The sequence below is a fragment of the Winogradskyella ouciana genome (assembly GCF_965284585.1).
GTDB lineage: Bacteria > Bacteroidota > Bacteroidia > Flavobacteriales > Flavobacteriaceae > Winogradskyella > Winogradskyella ouciana.
Window position 1 is genome coordinate 358457 of sequence record NZ_OZ260095.1, and the last position, 18609, is coordinate 377065.

Annotated in this window: 19 protein-coding genes; 7 read left to right on the top strand and 12 right to left on the bottom strand. The window is 34.7% G+C overall.

All coding sequences use genetic code 11. From position 1 onward, the window contains the following. On the top strand, window positions 1-876 hold the full coding sequence (locus ACQ65V_RS01615; RefSeq protein WP_430466628.1) for a hypothetical protein: 876 nt from the start codon (window positions 1-3) through the stop codon (window positions 874-876). Window positions 877-999: 123 nt separating this feature from the next. Here ACQ65V_RS01615 and ACQ65V_RS01620 read toward each other — a convergent pair whose 3' ends face one another. The 5 genes from ACQ65V_RS01620 to ACQ65V_RS01640 all read right to left on the bottom strand — a co-directional run bounded on the left by ACQ65V_RS01620 (window position 1000) and on the right by ACQ65V_RS01640 (window position 5057). Continuing rightward, the gene (locus tag ACQ65V_RS01620) at window positions 1000-1701 is read right to left on the bottom strand and encodes a uracil-DNA glycosylase family protein (RefSeq protein WP_430466629.1); all 702 of its coding nucleotides are present in this window, start codon (window positions 1699-1701) and stop codon (window positions 1000-1002) included. After that, entirely contained in the window at window positions 1701-2426 is a 726-nt protein-coding gene (locus tag ACQ65V_RS01625; protein ID WP_430466630.1) for a hypothetical protein, read from the bottom strand. Before ACQ65V_RS01625 ends, ACQ65V_RS01620 begins: the two co-directional genes overlap by 1 nt. Window positions 2427-2457: 31 nt before the next feature. After that, window positions 2458-3216 carry a peroxide stress protein YaaA gene (gene yaaA, locus ACQ65V_RS01630; RefSeq protein ID WP_430466631.1) on the bottom strand — a complete coding sequence of 253 codons (759 nt, stop codon included), beginning with the start codon at window positions 3214-3216 and terminating at the stop codon, window positions 2458-2460. 253 nt (window positions 3217-3469) lie between these two features. After that, entirely contained in the window at window positions 3470-4501 is a 1032-nt protein-coding gene (locus ACQ65V_RS01635) for an RluA family pseudouridine synthase (RefSeq protein ID WP_430466632.1), read from the bottom strand. A 4-nt stretch (window positions 4502-4505) separates the two neighbouring features. Continuing rightward, entirely contained in the window at window positions 4506-5057 is a 552-nt protein-coding gene (locus ACQ65V_RS01640; protein ID WP_155088520.1) for a PASTA domain-containing protein, read from the bottom strand. A 127-nt stretch (window positions 5058-5184) separates the two neighbouring features. Here ACQ65V_RS01640 and ACQ65V_RS01645 point away from each other — a divergent pair, with 127 nt between their 5' ends. Further along, on the top strand, window positions 5185-6162 hold the full coding sequence (locus ACQ65V_RS01645; protein ID WP_155088519.1) for a D-alanine--D-alanine ligase: 978 nt from the start codon (window positions 5185-5187) through the stop codon (window positions 6160-6162). A gap of 87 nt (window positions 6163-6249) precedes the next feature. Beyond that, window positions 6250-6705 carry a pantetheine-phosphate adenylyltransferase gene (gene coaD, locus ACQ65V_RS01650; protein ID WP_155088518.1) on the top strand — a complete coding sequence of 152 codons (456 nt, stop codon included), beginning with the start codon at window positions 6250-6252 and terminating at the stop codon, window positions 6703-6705. Here the strand turns inward: coaD and ACQ65V_RS01655 are convergent. The 4 genes from ACQ65V_RS01655 to ACQ65V_RS01670 all read right to left on the bottom strand — a co-directional run bounded on the left by ACQ65V_RS01655 (window position 6698) and on the right by ACQ65V_RS01670 (window position 11930). Continuing rightward, window positions 6698-7342, bottom strand: coding sequence for a response regulator (locus ACQ65V_RS01655; RefSeq protein WP_430466633.1), 645 nt, complete (start codon window positions 7340-7342; stop codon window positions 6698-6700). The two genes, coaD and ACQ65V_RS01655, sit on opposite strands and share 8 nt — an antisense overlap. Before the next feature lie 19 nt (window positions 7343-7361). After that, the gene (locus tag ACQ65V_RS01660) at window positions 7362-9302 is read right to left on the bottom strand and encodes a tetratricopeptide repeat-containing sensor histidine kinase (RefSeq protein WP_430466634.1); all 1941 of its coding nucleotides are present in this window, start codon (window positions 9300-9302) and stop codon (window positions 7362-7364) included. Between the two features lie 213 nt (window positions 9303-9515). Further along, window positions 9516-11387, bottom strand: a complete 1872-nt coding sequence (locus tag ACQ65V_RS01665) for a PQQ-binding-like beta-propeller repeat protein (RefSeq protein WP_430466635.1) — start codon at window positions 11385-11387, stop codon at window positions 9516-9518. A gap of 9 nt (window positions 11388-11396) precedes the next feature. Next, window positions 11397-11930 (bottom strand): DUF6252 family protein, encoded by a 534-nt coding sequence (locus ACQ65V_RS01670; RefSeq protein WP_155088514.1) that lies wholly within the window; start codon window positions 11928-11930, stop codon window positions 11397-11399. Between the two features lie 196 nt (window positions 11931-12126). Between ACQ65V_RS01670 and ACQ65V_RS01675 the strand changes: the two genes are divergently transcribed. Then, window positions 12127-12573: a HEAT repeat domain-containing protein gene (locus ACQ65V_RS01675; protein WP_430466636.1), complete on the top strand. Its 447-nt coding sequence runs from the start codon at window positions 12127-12129 to the stop codon at window positions 12571-12573. Between the two features lie 6 nt (window positions 12574-12579). On the opposite strand, the gene ACQ65V_RS01680 is transcribed toward ACQ65V_RS01675, so the two are convergent. From ACQ65V_RS01680 to alaS, 3 genes are read right to left on the bottom strand one after another with little or no spacing between them, the layout of a single operon-like run. After that, window positions 12580-13533 carry a GSCFA domain-containing protein gene (locus ACQ65V_RS01680; RefSeq protein ID WP_430466637.1) on the bottom strand — a complete coding sequence of 318 codons (954 nt, stop codon included), beginning with the start codon at window positions 13531-13533 and terminating at the stop codon, window positions 12580-12582. A 2-nt stretch (window positions 13534-13535) separates the two neighbouring features. Then, entirely contained in the window at window positions 13536-13946 is a 411-nt protein-coding gene (locus tag ACQ65V_RS01685; protein WP_430466638.1) for a hypothetical protein, read from the bottom strand. A gap of 5 nt (window positions 13947-13951) precedes the next feature. Continuing rightward, window positions 13952-16564, bottom strand: a complete 2613-nt coding sequence (gene alaS / locus ACQ65V_RS01690; protein WP_430466639.1) for an alanine--tRNA ligase — start codon at window positions 16562-16564, stop codon at window positions 13952-13954. A 130-nt stretch (window positions 16565-16694) separates the two neighbouring features. On the opposite strand from alaS, the gene ACQ65V_RS01695 reads away from it, so the two are divergent. The 3 genes from ACQ65V_RS01695 to ACQ65V_RS01705 are packed head-to-tail and all read left to right on the top strand — an operon-like array spanning window position 16695 to window position 18606. Then, window positions 16695-17666 carry a M23 family metallopeptidase gene (locus tag ACQ65V_RS01695; protein ID WP_155088511.1) on the top strand — a complete coding sequence of 324 codons (972 nt, stop codon included), beginning with the start codon at window positions 16695-16697 and terminating at the stop codon, window positions 17664-17666. Between the two features lies 1 nt (window position 17667). Beyond that, window positions 17668-17997, top strand: a complete 330-nt coding sequence (locus ACQ65V_RS01700) for a MerR family transcriptional regulator (protein WP_155088510.1) — start codon at window positions 17668-17670, stop codon at window positions 17995-17997. Between the two features lie 12 nt (window positions 17998-18009). Continuing rightward, window positions 18010-18606 (top strand): LemA family protein, encoded by a 597-nt coding sequence (locus tag ACQ65V_RS01705; protein ID WP_430466640.1) that lies wholly within the window; start codon window positions 18010-18012, stop codon window positions 18604-18606. The last annotated feature ends 3 nt before the right edge of the window (window positions 18607-18609 follow it).

Here is an 18609-nt window from a genome sequence, read left to right on the forward strand (position 1 = left end):
ATGGAAATAGCATATAAGCGTAAATTGAGTGAGCATATAGCTCTATTAGAACTGGAGCCTAAAAGTAGAGATTTGTTTATCGAAGGTCCAGAGGATGCTAACATTTTTGAGTTATTTCTAAATAGCCATTCAATAAATAATGTTCAAATTTATCCTATTGAAATAATCGACTTTTCTGAAATTGATGAAGATATTCCATCAAATAGAGAGAAAGTAATAACACTAGCAAAAAAATTATATGAGAATTTTGGAGATACACTTTCATATATAAGTTGTATAATAGATAGAGATTTCGAAATTTTAAAAGATGAGCCAATATCAAATCCATATTTAAGTTATACAGATTATGCCAATATCGAAATGTATCTGTTTAATGATACAAGTATTAATAAAATACTTAAAATTGGTTTAAAAAATTTCCCAATATCAAGTGGTGAATTAATTAAAAATTTGACACCTATGCTAGTAGATAATTATTGTCTAAGATATGCTCGCGCTTCAATCGATTGCAGTTATAAATTAGTTCAACCTGATAAGATTTTTAAATACAATTCTGGCACTATTACTTATAATAAAGATGATGTCTTTAAAAAATTTTTACAAAAAAATAATTGTGTAAATAAAAAAGAAGAGCTAGAAAAAGCAATAAACTTTGCATTAAAAAAATATAAAGAATTAAAAGAACCTCGTTTTTTTATTCATGGAAAAGACTTTTTGGAATTTTTCTTTTTATTAATTAAAAAAGCAAAAAATACGTATAGTTTTACTTTAAAAACTTTTACAAGAGCAGTATTCTTATCAATTGAAAATGATTTGTTAAAGTCTAATAAATTATTTTCAGAAATAGAATTTAAATACAGCAAAGTTAGTGCCTAAAGTATATAGAAAATAGTGATTTTCGTGGAATAATAAATAATTAAATAAAGGTCAGTTAGAATCCAAAAATTAAGTGCTTAAAATCGGCCACGTTTCATATACAAGGCGGTTAAACAAACCTTTTCAAAAAAACTCAGAATACTGCATCACCCTAAAGTCAAACGTATTAAAGTTTGGGTCTTTGGCTTTGAGTTGCTTGTATAGTGGCAATCTGCTAATTGAAATGTTTGCTGCTCCTGAGCCTGAGGTTAGGGAAACGGTTTTGATGGTTCTTTTTGAACTTAGTTCTGGTTGATGAGATTGCTTCGCTCTGCTCGCAATGACGGGTAAATTTAATTTATGAATTCTTGGTACTTCGTTATTTATCAACTCTAATTTTAGGCTGTAATCTTTTAGGTGCTTTCTAAAAAAGTATTCTGGTCCATTTTTGCTGTTGCCACCTGTAAATAAAATGGTTTCTATACTTGGATATTGTTTTATGTATCCAACAACATCTCGCAGTTTTATATTCTTCATACCTAAATCTGAGGCATCAATTTTTTCACGTTCTGCGCTTTCCACAATATCACAAACACCAATTTTATGCTCAATTAAAAACTGTTTGCGCTGGTTAATGGCTTCTTGAGAATTGTCGTATCGTAAATTAAGATTATGGATTTTGTCTATAAACAGCCATAAGGAATTGTAATAGCTTCCGTAGCAAAAGTCTACATCTTTTTCCAATAGGTCTCCTGTAGAAAACCGTGGAGGTGGCAACGTGCCGACAATAAGTTTTTTAGTATCAGGTTGAATAAAAGGTTTGTAAGGATGTTTGTGAAAAAACATTATAACGATTTCAGTAAACGCTCCACTTCAATAATAGTACTTCTATAGATGCGTCTATTAGGTTTGGTCATGTGCTGGGATTCTGTAGCAATTTCCTCAAGTAACTCCTTTCCTTCAGATGTTCTATTGTGTTCTAAATAGAATTTTGCCAATTCTAGTCGTTCGTTATAATTTGAATACGGTCTATCAATTTGTTTTAACTGCTCTTCAGCCTTATCAACTTTACCTAACTGTTTTAATGCCAGGCCATAGCAAAACTGTTGCTTTGAACCGACAAATTCAGATTTATTCTTAATCTTTTCGGCATGTTCTACAACGCCTTCAAAATCTTCAAGCTGAAAATAGCATAAAACCAATCGTTGTCTAGCATACAAATCATTCTGATCTGTATCCTTTAAAGTATGTTTGTAATTAACGATAGCATTTGACATGTCCCCATTTTCAACATAAGCATCCGCCAATGCAATTCCGTTTGAGTACGTCTCCGAAAACTCTAATCGCTTCTCTAAATCACGAATTTTCTTTGTTGGGTTAATTATAGATGTAATCTCATTCTGAATTTTCTCAGCGTCCCTACGATTGTAAATATTTGTAATGAAATAAATTATTGGGCCAATTACAGGAATAAAAAACACAAGAAAATACCAATAATATGGTTTTCGGTTTTTATAAATATGATAGAGGCAATACCCTTGAATGGCAATGATTAAGTAATATCGAAACATGAAAGATTGGTTAACACCTTAAAGATAACAACTATCTTATAAAAACCAATTCATTTTCTGATGATAAGTCTTCGCTAAAGCCATAGCCTTCGTAATTAAAACCTTTGACATCATCTAAGGTTTTTGCATCCGTATCAATGATATAGCGTGTCATTAAGCCTCGAGCTAGCTTTGCAAAAATAGCTATCATCTTATACTCTCCGTTTTTGAATTCTTTAAATGTAACATTTACAACTGGCACTTTTAAGGCCTTTTTATCAATGGCTTTAAAGTATTCGTTACTAGCTAAGTTTAAAAAGAGTTCCTCATCCTCTAATTCATCGTTTAAGGTTTGGGTGACTTTCTTCTTCCAAAACTCATAAAGGTTTTTGTTTTTGCCGACTGGCATTCTGGTGCCCATTTCCAATCGATAAGGTTGAATTAAATCCAACGGCTTTAAAATACCGTACAATCCTGAAATGATTCGAACCGTATCCTGTACTTTATCCAGTTTTTTAGTATCGATCGTATAGGCATCAATCCCTCTATACACATCACCACTAAACGCATATAAAGCTTGTCTTGCATTATCTTTTGTAAACGGCAAGCTCCATTCTTGGTTTCGCTCGTAATTGAGTTGCCCTAGGTTATCAGAAATCTTCATCAGTTTTGATAAACTCTTTGCCGACTTCTTTTTCAACAATTTATTTAAGCGCTCTGCCTCTGCCAAAAAACAACCTTCCGTAGTTTTGGTTGTTGGCAACTTGGTTTCAAAATCTAAGGATTTAGCTGGTGATAGTACGAGTTTCATAGTCAACTTCCTGCGAAGGCAGGAATCTCATTAAGGTTAAACAATATTTCTTCTTCAAGGTAAAAATACAATGTAAAAGCAATAGTTTCAAGTTTTGTCAACAACTAATCTTGATAGTTGTATAATGAATGTCTATACAAGAAAAACTGGCTTTTGTTGGTGTTTTCCACCAACAAAGTGTTTTTTGTAAAAGAACTTAAACTGTTGGTGGAAAACACCAACAGAGGCAAAGAGATTCCTGTCTTCGCAGGAATTAGCTTTGATGCTTGGCATAACCTCTCCACTTTTCTATGCATTGCTGCATATCTTCTGGTATTTCAGTTGAAAAGCTTAACCACTCACCTGTGGTCGGATGCTCGAAACCTAAAGTCTTTGCATGTAGAGCTTGTCTTGGCAATACTTTGAAACAGTTTTCTACAAACTGTTTGTATTTGGTAAAGGTTGTGCCTTTTAAGATTTTTTCACCACCATAGCGCTCGTCATTAAAAAGGGTGTGACCAATGTGTTTCATATGCACACGGATTTGATGCGTGCGACCTGTTTCAAGCTTACAACTCACTAATGTGACATAACCTAAGCGTTCAATAACTTTGTAATGTGTAACAGCAGGTTTTCCCTTATAGGCATCATCACCTTCATATACCGTATTTTGCAATCTATTCTTAGGGTGACGACCAATATTACCTTCAATCGTACCTTCTTCATCTTCAATATTTCCCCAAGCCAATGCAACATATTCTCGTTCACTAGTTTTTTCAGCAAACTGGTTAGAGAGATGTGCCATTGCCAACTCGGTTTTGGCAACCACCAATAATCCACTGGTATCTTTATCGATACGATGTACTAAACCTGGTCTATTGCTAGAGTTGTTGGGTAAATTTTCAAAATGAAATATGAGACCGTTAATCAATGTGCCAGAATAATTTCCGTGACCAGGATGCACTACCATTCCCGCAGGTTTGTTCACTACCAACAAATCATCATCTTCGTAGACAATATCAATTGGAATATCTTCGGCAACCAATAAATTTTCGTGAGGAGGATGCTCAAATTTCACAGTAATTTGGTCATTGGGCTTAACCTTATAATTTGACTTTACGGTAGTACCATTCACAAAAATGCAACCGTCTTTTGCGGCTTGTTGAATTTTGTTTCGTGTAGCGTTTTCAACAAAATTCATTAAATATTTATCTATACGAAGTGGTTGCTGGCCTTTCTCTACTTTAAAAGCATAGTGTTCGTAAAGTTCGTCATTGTCTTCAGACATATCCACAATATCAGCCATACACCTAGCGGTTTCCGTTACCCAAAACCAAATCTATGGTCGATGTTAATGGCAACATCTCACCAGGCTTTAGCGTTTCACCATTGTGTCTCATACCCAAAACCACGTCTTTACCAATATTGTCTATGTAGGTAATCTCACCAATCTTAAACTCTAAAGCCTTAAGTTGAGGTTTTGCTTGACGCAAAGTACGTTTCAAAATATTTGGCACTTCAACTTTTCGGTATCCAGAAGGATTTAGAATTAAATAAATCTTTCTGTTTTCTTTTACCTGAGATCCAGAGTCTGGATTTTGCTCAATGACTGAATATTTTGGGTAGTTTGGATTAAAATTAGCAGAATCCTGAATTTCCATGGCTAAATTCAAATCATTCAATTCTATTTTAACCGTTTCTATAGATTTACCTTTTAAGTCTGGTACAACGACAAACTCTCCATGGTTTGTCGTAACGTTTAGCCATTTTAGCATAATAAAACTTAAAACAACAATAGCCACAATAGCCAATGCCAATTGCTTTAAAAATACTTTACTGGTAAGAAACTTAACTAAACTCATAGGCTATTTTGTTGTTGACAAATCTAATAAATAATCTAACGTTATAAAATTAATATACGTATGCCTATTAACATTTAGATTATTGAAAATAAATGATACTTTTACATTATAGCATGAAAGTTAAAGCATGAAAAAAAATATAGCCATAATTATGGGAGGCTATTCTAGCGAATATGAAATTTCGCTTAAGAGTGGTAATGTGGTTTACAATACTTTAGATAAGGACAAATACAACACGTATCGCATTCACATCTTTAAAGAAAAATGGGTGTTTGTTAATGATATGAACGAAGAGTTTCCTGTAGATAAAAACGATTTTTCAGTTTTAGTGAATGAAACTCGGATTACGTTTGATTGTGTCTTTAATGCCATTCATGGCTCACCTGGCGAAGACGGCTACATGCAAGCTTATTTTGAATTAATTGGCATACCACAAACGAGTTGCAGCATGTACCAAGCCGCTCTAACTTTTAATAAGCGAGATTTACTGGCTACGTTGAAACCTTTTGGCATTAAAACTGCTGAAAATTATTATCTGGACTTGGGAGACACTATTGATAATGGTGCCATTGTTGCCAAAGTTGGCTTACCTTGTTTCGTAAAGGCCAACAAAGCCGGAAGCAGTTTTGGCATTTCAAAGGTTTACAAAAAAGAAGATTTAAAAGCTGCCATAGACAAATCGTTTAAAGAAGATAATGAAATTATCATCGAGCAGTTTCTGGATGGTGTTGAAGTTTCCGTAGGTGTGATTTCCTACAAGGGCGAAACTAAAGTTTTACCGATTACAGAAATTGTCTCGGAGAATGATTTTTTTGATTATGCCGCCAAATATGAAGGTAAATCCCAAGAGATTACTCCTGCACGTATTTCTGACGATTATGCTAATAAAGTTAGAAATGAAGCCAAAAAAATATACGAAGTTCTGAATATGACTGGCTTTACAAGAAGCGAATTCATTTTTAAAAAAGACGAACCTTATTTGCTCGAAGTGAACACCGTTCCTGGTCTAACTAACGAAAGTATCTTACCACAGCAAGCCGCTAAAGCTGGTATTAGTATGGAGGATTTATTTGATAATGCTATTGAGGAAGCGTTGAACAAATGACGATTTTTGAATACACACTCAATTTCTTAATGCTTATCTTTGTTTAGAGTTTAATTAAAAAGATTCCTGCCTCTGCAGGAAGAGAATATGAAACGAGCATTATTTCCTGGATCATTTGATCCCATCACTAACGGACATTACGACATTATAAAGCGTGGCATAAAACTTTTTGATGAAGTTGTCGTAGCCATTGGTATCAATTCAGAAAAGAATTACATGTTTTCTTTAGAAGAGCGCAAAGCTTTTATTAATGAAGCATTTGCCAATGAGCCAAAAGTGAAAGTGACAACATATAAAGGGCTAACTATAGATTTCTGCAAGGAAATTGATGCTCAATTTATATTGAGAGGATTGAGAAACCCTGCTGACTTCGAGTTTGAAAAAGCTATCGCCCATACCAACCGAAAACTTTCTAAAATTGAAACCGTTTTTCTCTTAACAGCAGCGAAAACATCTTATATCTCGTCTTCAATCGTTAGAGATGTTATTAGAAACAATGGGGATTATACGAAGTTAGTCCCAGATAGTGTGAGAGTTAAATAATATTATTCCGCTTTGCTTTTTGGACAGCTTCTAATTTATTATGAACTTGAAGTTTGCGATAGATATTCTCAATGTGCTTTCTAATAGTTCCTGTAGAAAGTATTAGGTTTTCCGCAACAGCATTGTAGCTCAAACCTTTACTCAGCTGTTCTAAAACATCAACTTCTCTATTCGTAAGTTTTATACCTAACTGTTCTTTTTCTTGAATAAAGGGGTTTCTAAGTAGTTTTAATGTTTTTAATGCAATGGATGGATTCATTGCCGCACCACCATTTAAAGTTTCTAAAATACCAGAATGTAAGTCAACTGCATTAATTTCTTTAAGTAGGTAACCATCAGCTCCTGCTTTAATAGCATTGAAAATGTTTTCGTCATTATCAAAAACCGTAAGCATTATAATCTTTATATGTGGGTATTTTTGTTTCACTTTCTCTGTAGCTTCAATACCATTCATTATCGGCATTTCTATATCCATTAAAATTAAATCGAGATTGTGATTACTTTCTAATCGTTTTAGCAAGTCTTCACCATTCATAGCGTTGAACTTTACAGTTAAATCTTCAAAAAAAGACAACTTCTCCTCTACAGCTTTTATAAGAAAGGTATTGTCATCTACTATGGCTATTCTGGTGGTCATTTTACAAAAGTTGAATTATTTAAATTGTAAGTTTTATAATTGTGCCTTCATTTTCTTTAGACTGAACAATAAATTCTCCTTCGATTTCCTTTGCTCGTTTTTCCATATTGTTTAAGCCATTGCCTCTTACGATTTCCTCTGTTTTAAACCCAATGCCGTCATCCGTAATTTTAAACAATAAGTTTGACAAATCTTTAAGAACATTGACTTCGATTTTTGAGGCATTGGCATATTTTAAACTATTGTGGATGGCCTCTTGTATGATTCTATAGATGTTCATGCCCTCGACCGATGTGAATTTTTTTGAAGTATCCACACGCTCATCTACACTAAATTCAAATTTAATATTGGCATCAGACAAGTGGGCTTTTTCAATATAATTGGTAATTCTACTCTGTAAATCCTCAAAAGTGATTTCGTTTTTGTTCATTGCCCAAATAGTATCCCGAAGTTCATAAATAGTACCAGAAGTGAAATCACTAATGCTATTTAGTTTGGTCTTTAATTTCTCGTCCTGTATATCAAAACCATACTTTAAATTATCAATTGATGAAATAATAAAGGTAAGTTGAGCTCCAATATTATCGTGTAAATCCCTAGAAATTCTCAATCTTTGCTCCTGCAATCTATTCTGTGTTTCAATTTTAAGCAAGGCATCTTTGAGTTCGTTTTCTTTTTGAAGCTGTCCGTTTTTAAGCTCTTGTTGTTTATAAATTAAATAACCCAATATACCTAAGATTATCGCAAGAGCTATGAGACCATAAATCTGGTAATTTCGTTTTTGGATGATTAAATCTTGTTCTGCTAATTCTGCACGTTGTGTTAGAATCTCCTTTTCCTTTTTTTCGGTCTCATATTTTATCTCCAAATCTGCAATGGCTTTTGCATTGTTGTCTGAAAAAATAGAGTCTTTTAGGACAATGAATTTGTCCTTTGACGCTCTTGCTTTATCAAAATCGTTGAGCATATATTGGGTTTCTGCATTGGTAAGGTAAAGGTCTGTCGCCACCAAGTCAATTTCAGGGTACTTATCTACTAGCTCAAAGCCTTTATTAATATATACTAATGCTTTTTTAGGTTCATTTTGTTCATTGTATAATGTGGCGATATTGTTATAGGTGGCTAAGGTGCTTTTTTCATCAGCTTTATAGTCTATTGGTTTGTCTAAAGCCTTCAAATAGGTAGAGAGGGCCAAATCTACATTTCCTTTAATGTAGTAGGCATTTGCCAAGTTATCTAATAACCTAAAGTGTTCTATACGATTGTTAGTTTTCTTAGCAAGGGCAATTCCCTTTTTGTAGGTTGAAATTGCTTGATCGACACGACCTAAATCCTTAAGATTAATACCAATATTATTATACGAGGCGATCTGATCATTCTCAAGATTATATTTTTTGCGGACCTGTAGTGCTTTTCTATGATAAGTCAATGCCTTTTGAGGCATATTCATTTCTTGGTATATAAGCCCTATATTGTTTAGTGAGTGAGATGTTGATTTTTCTCTATCTCTCGCTTCATCCATTTTTAGGGATTGGAAAAAATAGTCGAGTGCATCATTATAGTTGCCTCGGTTCCAATTGAACATTCCAAGATTATTTAAACACATGGACTCTATGTTCTCAAAATTGTACTCCCGACTCATCTTTAGGGCTTTTTCAAAATAATAAGCGGCAGAGTCTGATTTCCCAGTAACATCCATGTAAATACCATGGGTATTAGTCAATTCCGTAAGTCCAAATTTAAAATCTGCATTATTGGCAAGTTGCTTACCTTCTTTTATAACATCAAGCGCTTTGTCCGTATCGTTAAAGATATAGCTGAACCCAATTTTGTTGTACATTCTTATTTTAACAGAATCGTCCATTATTGTTCTAGCCTCGGTAAGCAGACTGTCTAAATTTTGAGAAAAACCAAAGAAGGTGTACAGAATTAAGCAACAACTTAATGATAGTTTTTTCATAAGTGGTATAGACACAAAAAGCATCAGGTATATTCTGTGATTTATTACAGAAATTATAACTGATGCTTTTTTAAAAAAATTGATTAATAGCATTACTAATATATCATTATTTAGGCGTAGGTCTATTTTTTTTCGATTAATGGACAATTTAAAAAGATTAAGCGCAATCTGTAAATAATTACGCCTAATCATAACAAATCTCAACAACAAGATTTATTTGCTAAGATCGTAAGCGTATATGGTCTTATCGTTTGGTTTATAATATAGAAACCCACCATACTCATCTACTTTGTACACTGGTTTTTTATCCTTTAGTACAATTTCTTTTTCGGTATTACCAGTATCTTTATTTAGTTTAACCAAACCTACACCATCATCTAATTTGGTTAAAACAAACTGCGCATCCTTGGTTGCGGACGTTGCTTTAAAACGTTTTGCCATCTCATTAAAAGATGCTGTACCAATTGCTGAGAACATATCTGCTGTACGTTTCATTCTTGCACCATACTGGTTATACTGACCAAGATAATTTTTGTTTGCGCCAGCGCGCAGGGAAGCATCCATAGCCAATCCTGTAGAAGCTACAGCCACTGCTCCCGCTAATATAGCACCAAAAGCACTTTTACCTGGTGCTCTGTGGTACTCATGCCAATTAGTTTTACCATCCCAGTCGAGCAGCATTATATTTTGATCTGAGCTCAGCAAAATGCCTCCATCCCTAATCTCTAAACCGGTTGGGTCTTCTTTTCCTTCAAAATCGACTTCTACTAAGATTTCTGAATCACCAGAACTTGTATTAATACTCCATAACTTTTCATCTGCGGCAATTAAATACCTGTTGTTTTTTTCATCTAATGTAGAACTAACCACATTTGCTCTTTTAAACTTTAATGGCTTAGACCACACCTGGTCACCAGTTTCTAGATTTACAATATTGGCATCTTCTGAAGTTATATATATAAGCCCTTGCGGTGTTTCTGCCATGGTTAGAATATTCTCACCTGTCTTTAAAGGCTTTTTGAATAACGGTTTACCATCATAAGAGACTTTATTGATTCCACCTGACTGAATACCGAATAAAATACCATCTTCCATAATATAGAAATGTTGCACATAGCCTTTGGTTTTTGGTGCCTTATCCCAAAGATCCTCACCATTAGAGGCATTGAACATTGTAATTTTTGATTCAGATTTAGCGGCTAATGCACCACTACCACCTGCCACATCACTTACAACAGCCAATCCTTGTGGCAATATCTGAAAGTTAGAAACACTTCCTTTCACTTTACGTTCGTCTTGCCATGCTTCAGAACCATTGGCTCCTATTTTATAGATCCTAGTGTTTTTTCCATTAGCGGTTGCGGCAAAAGCATAAATATCTGTTTCGGCTTCATTGCTGGTCATCCAATTGACATTCTTCACCTTATTTTCCCAAAGTGTTTCTCCCGATTTTGATTTTGCAATAATACCTTGACTTGTAGGGATTAACATTTTATCCTTTAAAAGTAATGGCTTACCAGTAACAGCATAATTTTTCATAGTTACTTTTCCTGGCTTCACCAAGAAAAATGAATAATCCTCCTCACCTGTACCTAAATCATATACAGCAACTTTTGGAGTTACATTTTCAGCTTTACCTCCACCCTTTTGAAATCCACTGACTACGAGCTTGTTCTGCGGCATCATGACGTCGCAGGTAAATACATTCTTCCAACCTTTAGACTCTGTTGTAAAAAGTATTTTACCTGAAACATGGTCTATCACAGCTTTTTTAGAAGACAGGTTTCCAAAACCGGTTTGCCCTACCATTACATAGGGAGATAGTGGTATGTAGTTCAATTCTTCTGGTTTTACTCTTCCATAATCTGTAAAGTTGAATAATAACTCATTACTACCAGGTTTTATCCCTACCAAACCATCATTGGTAGCAACAACAACTGTACCTCCAACGGTTATGGTCATATCATTAATCTTAGCACCAAGATCATATTTAAAGTCTGGTGCTTCTTGAGCAAACAATGATGTAGCACCTAAAACGAGTACCAACATCATTGCCTCTTTAATTTGAATTAATAGCGTTTTCATAACCAACAATTATGTAGTTTGTTTATCTAAATCAAAAGATCCATTGGTTATAGTCTTCACAGATTGATCGCCATTTACATTTTTTCCAGAGAAGTTAAATGTCCCTATCACCTTAGAATCTGTTTCCTCTGAGATATTGATTTCACCAACTTGTGTGTCGTCATAAGGTGCCTGCCAAATTTCTGTTGTTGAATTCTGAGGATTGTTAATATCCACGTCGGTCTCTGTGTATGAAGCAGAGTTAAAAATATTAGCTCCGCCTCCAAGTGGGTAAGTTCCTGGGCCAGAATAGCCAATGATAGTTATTGCAAAGGCATTCCCATCACTATTTGAAGCTATAATGATTAAGTTCTGTCCATTATTTGCTACGGTCGCTGAAGATGAAATATCTAAAGATTGAAAATTAGTACCATCAACGCTTGCGGTTAAGGTTCCTGAAGGTGCATCTCCACCACCTCCGCCATCGTCATCACTTTTGCATGATGTCAATGCCACTAAGGATACTGTCATTACTAATAACATGAAGTTTTTTAAAGTTCTCATTGTTGAAATATTTATTGGTTAATACTGAGACAAATCTCAACAATAAGATAAAGGCAAAACATACGATGAATTACGTATATTTTTACAATTCATTAATTATCAGTTATTTAAAAGCATATAAGCGTAGTGTTTGAGGTGATTTTTGTAACAAAATGTTGAATTTTACTACATATAATTAATAGCCAACACCTGTTTTATGCAAAATTCTTTTTCATATCTACTCTTTATATTGAAGCTAGTTCAGCCTTCAAAAAACACCATCTTAAGTTGGATGCACGCTAATGCTGTAGATAAATTAGAATATGCTTTAAAACATGGCAATTATAAAACACGTCAGTTAGCGGCAGAGGCTCTAGAGCATGTTGGCAGACCTTCGTCCGTACCTATTTTGCTGCATGCGATGAACGATAAAATTCAAAACGTGTCTATTGCTGCTCTTAATGCGCTCGAAACTTTGGGCTGCGAAGATGAGCTTGTAATTTCTATAACCAGAAAACGCTTTAATTGGGTAAAGGAAATAAGAGAGAAAAAAGAAAAACAAAGTGGACAACGCGATAAAAAACATAACATCTATCGTTGGGAGCGCACGAGTAAAAAGAACTTTGAAATGGTCAAAGAAAGACTAAAGAGACCAATTCGTTAGGTTATTTTAATCGAACTTAATATGTGGATATTGTCTATTTAAAGTCTCCATTTCTGTTTGAAGTTTCCTAAGAAATTGTTGATGTGCTTCAGAATTGGGATTGAACGGTCTATGCGCCCTTTTTGCTTGGATGGCCGCAACTTGTTCTGCGCTTTTCAGAGCGTCTTCTGATAGCCAAACATTTTTAAACTTTTCCCAGATGTAATCTATAGCAAGGTTATTTGGATGCAACATATCTTCATTGTAGAAACGATAGTCCCTTAGCTCATCCATTACAATTTCGTATGAAGGAAAATAATATTGTTGTGTTCTTGGTTCTACAATCTGATGTATTGCAGCAATTAAATGCGATTTGCTTCTTGTGTTTTCCACAAAACCATCCTTTATATGCCTAACTGGAGAGACCGTAAATATGAAGTTAACCTTAGGATTTATACTTTTTATCAAACTAACAATAGCTTCAAGTGATTCTGAAATTTGTTCAACCGAAAGTAATTCCTTTAAAAACTGTTTTTGAGGTAATTTATGGCAATTGGCAACTATTTTATCTGTTGCAATATGTCTGTAAACCCAGCTGGTTCCCAATGTTATTACGATGTGCGTTGATTCTCTGAGTTGTTGATTTGTTAGGTCTAAAGTTTTATTTAGAGTAATTAATAACTCATCTTTTGAAATACTATTCAACCTAGAATGTGCATCAAAACAACTCCATTGTTCATTATGGAAAATCAATTCATTTTCGGAATAATAGTCTTTATTGATAGCTCTAGTTATAAGGGTTTCAATAGCTATGGGATGAAATAGAATTCCGAATGGATTTACAATGGATTGAAACTTAAAATAATCAAATTTTTCTCCAATATTTTCTGAAAAACACGACCCTAAAAGCATCATCTTAGAGTTGCAATCTATTTGATTATGCTGCTGAGGCTTTAGTGGTATGTTAGTTTGAAGATTCATTACTATTTTGATGCATAATAACATGCCTGATTAAAAAGCATGTCAATATTTTTATCGCTTATCCAAGTATTATATAGCCTAAATTCTTTAGCAAACTTCTCCTTCATCAGGTCATAATCTTCATTCGTTTTTATATTTTGAACATAATCAAACATATAATCACGTCCCTTATGAGTGATCTCATATGCCAACTTATTATATCCTTTTCTTTCTCTTCTAGATAATTCTGGATAAACTCTTTTTAATCTTGAATTAAGTGGTTTATTCAAATTTGGACCGAATTCCATTGCTAAAGAAAGAGAAGTATTTAAAATTTCAAATACATTATGTCTTCTCCGTTCAGCTAAATCTAGTTTGTAATCATATTCTGGTGATTTAAACTTTTTAATAAGATTAGATAACCAGGACCTCATCACAATTAATTTACATAACCTTTCGCAGCCTTTAAAGCCTCCTCAATCCCATCTGGATTCTTTCCACCAGCAGTAGCAAAGAACGGTTGACCACCACCTCCACCTTGGATATGTTTACCTAGTTCTCTAACTATTGTCCCAGCATTTAAGTCTTTCTCTGCAACGAGACTCTTAGATATATAACAAGATAATAAAGCTTTTCCGTTATTATCCGCACCGAATATTGCAAATAGGTTATCGACTTCACCACCCAATTCAAAACTCAAGTCTTTGATACCTGAAGCATCTAAATCTACTTTTTTAGCAATGAAGTTTACTCCATTGACATCAACAATTTCATTCTTAAGATCTCCCTTTACATTTTTGGCCTTATCCTTAAGTAATTGTTCTATCTGTTTCTTTAATTCGGCATTTTCAGATTGTAAATTTTCAACTGCTTTTACAGGTTCATTAGGGTTTTTCAAAACTTCCTTTAAGGCTTGGTACTCTTTATCTATAGTTTCAAAATAATCACCGACAGCCATATTGGTTATGGCTTCAATTCGTCTTATTCCTGCTGCAATAGCACCTTCGGATTTAATCTTAAAATGCCATATATCCCCTGTATTTGGCACATGTGTTCCACCACACAATTCCATAGACTGACCAAAGCGAATAGCTCTTACCGTATCTCCATATTTTTCTCCGAATAATGCCAAAGCACCTTCATCCAGAGCTTTTTGCATTGGTATATTGCGCTGCTCTTCCAATGGAAGGTTTTCCTTTATCCTTGCATTGACAAAATCTTCAATCTGCTGTAATTGGTCCGGTTCTACTTTTGCATAATGCGAAAAATCGAAACGCAAGGATTTAGGTCTTACTAAAGATCCTTTTTGCTCAACATGTTCTCCTAAAACAGTTCTTAACGCTTGGTGCAATAAGTGTGTTGCCGTATGGTTACTTGCAGACAAACGTCTGTGTTCTTCATTGACTTCTGCCCTAAACGTATCATTTAAATGCTCTGGTAAATTTTTGGCAATATGGATGATCACATTGTTCTCTTTTTTGGTATCCAATATATAAATCACCTCTCCATTGGAAGCTTCAATGGAACCTTTGTCACCAACTTGTCCACCTCCTTCAGGATAAAATGGTGTCATATTAAACACCAATTGGTATTGTTCACCGTCTTTTTTTGAGGTCACTTTTCTATAGCGCGTCAACTTTACATCAACCACCAAAGTATCATAACCTATGAATTCCTCAGTATCATCTTCTTTTAAGACTACCCAATCCGAAGTCTCTGAAGCCGAAGCAGCCCTGGAGCGGTCTTTTTGCTTTTTCATTTCAGCATTAAAACCGGCTTCATCAATGTTATAGCCTTTTTCCTTGGCAATAAGTTGGGTTAAATCCAATGGAAAACCATAAGTGTCATATAATTCAAAGGCTTTAGTACCAGCAATGGTTTCGGACTTAGAGTTCTCAATGACCCTATCCAACAACAATAAGCCTTGATCCAAAGTTCTTAAAAAGGAATGCTCTTCCTCTTTAATGACATTTTCAATAAGTCGTTTTTGATTCTTAAGCTCTGGGAATGCGGTTCCCATTTGCTTACTCAATGTATCCGTAAGTTTATAGATAAAAGGTTCTTTCTGGTTTAAAAATGTAAATCCATAACGAATCGCTCTACGCAAAATTCTACGAATCACATAACCAGCACCAGTATTGCTTGGCAACTGACCATCTGCTATAGAAAATGCAACGGCTCTAACATGATCTGATATCACTCTAATCGCAATATCAGTTTTATCATCTTTGCCATATCCTTTTCCCGAAATGGTTTCAATCTCCCTTATAATTGGCGTAAAAACATCCGTATCGTAATTAGACTGAACGTCTTGTAATACCATACACAAACGTTCAAAGCCCATACCTGTATCAATATGTTTATTTGGCAAGATCTCGAGAGAACCATTTGCTTTACGGTTGTATTGCATAAAGACCAAATTCCAGATTTCCACAACCTGAGGATGATCCATATTAACTAATGATTTTCCGTCCACTTTCCCTTTTTCTTCAGCAGAACGAATATCTACATGGATTTCACTACAGGGACCACAAGGGCCTTGGTCTCCCATTTCCCAGAAATTGTCCTTTTTGTTGCCCATAAGGATTCGATCTTCAGAAATATATTGCTTCCAAATGTCGTAAGCTTCTTGGTCAACATCTAAACTATCATCATCACTACCCTCAAAAACGGTGACATAGAGAATGTCTTTATCAATGCCGTAAACTTCAGTCAGTAATTCCCAAGCCCAAGCAATAGCCTCTTTTTTAAAGTAATCGCCAAAACTCCAGTTACCGAGCATTTCAAAAAGGGTGTGGTGGTACGTATCATAACCAACCTCTTCTAAATCGTTATGCTTACCAGACACCCTTAGGCATTTTTGAGAATCTGCAATTCGGTTTTTCTTAGGGTCTGCATTTCCTAAAAAATATTCCTTAAAAGGTGCCATCCCAGAATTGACGAACATTAAAGTCGGATCATCCTTTAATACCATTGGAGCAGACGGAACAATAAGGTGCTGTTTGCTTTCAAAGAATTTTAAAAATTTATCGCGAATATCTTGAGACTTCATATACTGAAATTATAGCTTGTTTAGTTTATATTACCACAATTGCAAAACAATTTTTATCTTTGGTCGTTGCGCTAATAAAATTGGCTTGCGTTTTGGGCTTTGTAGCTGCAAAAATAGTATAAATTCAAACATGGCTAAGGTAAAATATTATTATGATGCTGAGACGCTTTCTTACCGTAAGATAAAGCGCAAAAAAAGGACAACCTTTAAATATGCCACTATTTTTCTTTTAGCAGCGGCTCTGTTTGGTTTTTTGTCTTTTGCCATAGTTAGCCATTATATTGAATCTCCTAAAGAGCGCCAATTGGCCAGAGAGTTACAGAATATGGAGTTACAATATGAACTCCTCAACAAACGTATGGATGACGCCATTGCTGCTCTAGAAAATGTTGAAGAGCGTGACAATGCGATATATAGACTTTATTTTGAAGCTAACCCAATACCAGAAGAGCAAAGACGAGCGGGATTTGGTGGTATCAACCGTTATAAGAAATTTGAAGGTTTTGACAACTCGCAATTAATTGCAGAAAGCAATAAGCGATTAGATATACTGGAAAAAGCTATAGTAGTACAATCCAAATCTTTGGATGAAATCGCAAAATTGGCTGAGGACAAAGAAAAATTTTTAGAAGCTATACCAGCTATACAACCCGTTAACAATCTTAATTTAACACGGATGGCATCTGGTTATGGTTACAGAACAGATCCCTTTACCAAGGTTAGAAAGTTCCATTTTGGGATGGACTTTACAGCACCACGAGGCACACCTGTTTATGCCACTGGCGATGGTGTTGTAAAACGCGCGGACAATAGCTCTACAGGTTATGGTAAACATATTCGTATAGACCACGGTTTTGGCTACGTATCATTGTATGCCCATTTATATAAATACAATGTAAGAGTAAACCAACGTGTAAAGCGTGGAGATTTAATAGGTTTTGTAGGAAGTACAGGACGTTCTGAAGCTCCGCATTTGCATTATGAGATTTTTAAGGATGGTGAGCGCATCAACCCTATAAACTTCTATTATGGAAATCTATCACCAGAAGAATTTGATGTATTGCTTCAAAGAGCTTCTTTAGAAAATCAATCCCTCGATTAAGATGCATATAGAATTACCAGAAAAACGTTATTACGGTATTGGTGAAGTTGCCAAAGCATTTAATGTCAATGCATCTTTAATCCGCTTTTGGGAAAAGGAATTTGATGTTATAAAGCCAAAGAAAAATGCCAAGGGTAACCGAAAATTCACTCCAGAGGATATTAAAAATTTAAAGTTTATCTACCATCTGGTAAAGGAAAGAGGTTTTACTTTGGAGGGAGCAAAAATTCACCTCAAAGAAGAAAAGAAACAAGCGCTCGAAAAATTTGAAATCATTGAAAAGCTAGAAGACATTAAGGCTCAGCTCATCAAAATAAAAAATCAACTTTAAAACTCACTAATTATGAAAAAATGGATAATTCCATTAGTGCTAGTAGTAATCATTGCATTTTGGGGAATGAATGTGAACAATACAGCTGTAGAACTTGAAGAATCTGCAAAAAAATCTTGGTCTAATGTTGAAAGCAGCTATCAAAGACGTAATGATCTTATCGGAAACTTAGTTAAAACTGTACAAGGTGCTGCAGATTTTGAAAAGAGTACTTTAGAAGCCGTTATAAAAGCTCGTGCAGAAGCATCTAAGCCAGAAATCAATATTAATAATGCTGAAGATTTAAGTCCAGAAAATTTAGCAAGATTTCAACAAGCCCAAAGTGGATTAAGTAGTGCTCTATCTAGATTATTAGTTACTGTTGAACGCTACCCAGAGTTAAAAGCTAACCAAAATTTTGTTGAACTTCAAAGTCAATTGGAAGGTACAGAAAACCGAATTAACGTAGCTAGAGATCGATTTAATGAATCGGTTGAGCCATATAATAATCATGTTAGAACGTTCCCAAATAAAATCATTGCTGGTATTCTAGGTTTTGATGAAATGGGATATTATGAAGCCGAAGCTGGAGCAGAAAAACCTGTTGACGTAGAATTCGATTTTAATTAAAAA

Bases quoted from the DNA above. Each gene is read 5' to 3' on its own strand.
- ACQ65V_RS01640 (WP_155088520.1), bottom strand. From the start codon at position 5,057: ATGAGTTTAGTTAAGTTTCTTACCAGTAAAGTATTTTTAAAGCAATTG.
- coaD (WP_155088518.1), top strand. From the start codon at position 6,250: ATGAAACGAGCATTATTTCCTGGATCATTTGATCCCATCACTAACGGA.
- ACQ65V_RS01625 (WP_430466630.1), bottom strand. From the start codon at position 2,426: ATGTTTCGATATTACTTAATCATTGCCATTCAAGGGTATTGCCTCTAT.
- ACQ65V_RS01665 (WP_430466635.1), bottom strand. From the start codon at position 11,387: ATGAAAACGCTATTAATTCAAATTAAAGAGGCAATGATGTTGGTACTC.
- ACQ65V_RS01660 (WP_430466634.1), bottom strand. From the start codon at position 9,302: ATGAAAAAACTATCATTAAGTTGTTGCTTAATTCTGTACACCTTCTTT.
- ACQ65V_RS01620 (WP_430466629.1), bottom strand. From the start codon at position 1,701: ATGTTTTTTCACAAACATCCTTACAAACCTTTTATTCAACCTGATACT.
- ACQ65V_RS01695 (WP_155088511.1), top strand. From the start codon at position 16,695: ATGGCTAAGGTAAAATATTATTATGATGCTGAGACGCTTTCTTACCGT.
- ACQ65V_RS01645 (WP_155088519.1), top strand. From the start codon at position 5,185: ATGAAAAAAAATATAGCCATAATTATGGGAGGCTATTCTAGCGAATAT.
- ACQ65V_RS01615 (WP_430466628.1), top strand. From the start codon at position 1: ATGGAAATAGCATATAAGCGTAAATTGAGTGAGCATATAGCTCTATTA.
- alaS (WP_430466639.1), bottom strand. From the start codon at position 16,564: ATGAAGTCTCAAGATATTCGCGATAAATTTTTAAAATTCTTTGAAAGC.
- ACQ65V_RS01655 (WP_430466633.1), bottom strand. From the start codon at position 7,342: ATGACCACCAGAATAGCCATAGTAGATGACAATACCTTTCTTATAAAA.
- ACQ65V_RS01685 (WP_430466638.1), bottom strand. From the start codon at position 13,946: ATGAGGTCCTGGTTATCTAATCTTATTAAAAAGTTTAAATCACCAGAA.
- ACQ65V_RS01635 (WP_430466632.1), bottom strand. From the start codon at position 4,501: ATGGCTGATATTGTGGATATGTCTGAAGACAATGACGAACTTTACGAA.
- ACQ65V_RS01670 (WP_155088514.1), bottom strand. From the start codon at position 11,930: ATGAGAACTTTAAAAAACTTCATGTTATTAGTAATGACAGTATCCTTA.
- yaaA (WP_430466631.1), bottom strand. From the start codon at position 3,216: ATGAAACTCGTACTATCACCAGCTAAATCCTTAGATTTTGAAACCAAG.
- ACQ65V_RS01705 (WP_430466640.1), top strand. From the start codon at position 18,010: ATGAAAAAATGGATAATTCCATTAGTGCTAGTAGTAATCATTGCATTT.
- ACQ65V_RS01680 (WP_430466637.1), bottom strand. From the start codon at position 13,533: ATGAATCTTCAAACTAACATACCACTAAAGCCTCAGCAGCATAATCAA.
- ACQ65V_RS01700 (WP_155088510.1), top strand. From the start codon at position 17,668: ATGCATATAGAATTACCAGAAAAACGTTATTACGGTATTGGTGAAGTT.
- ACQ65V_RS01675 (WP_430466636.1), top strand. From the start codon at position 12,127: ATGCAAAATTCTTTTTCATATCTACTCTTTATATTGAAGCTAGTTCAG.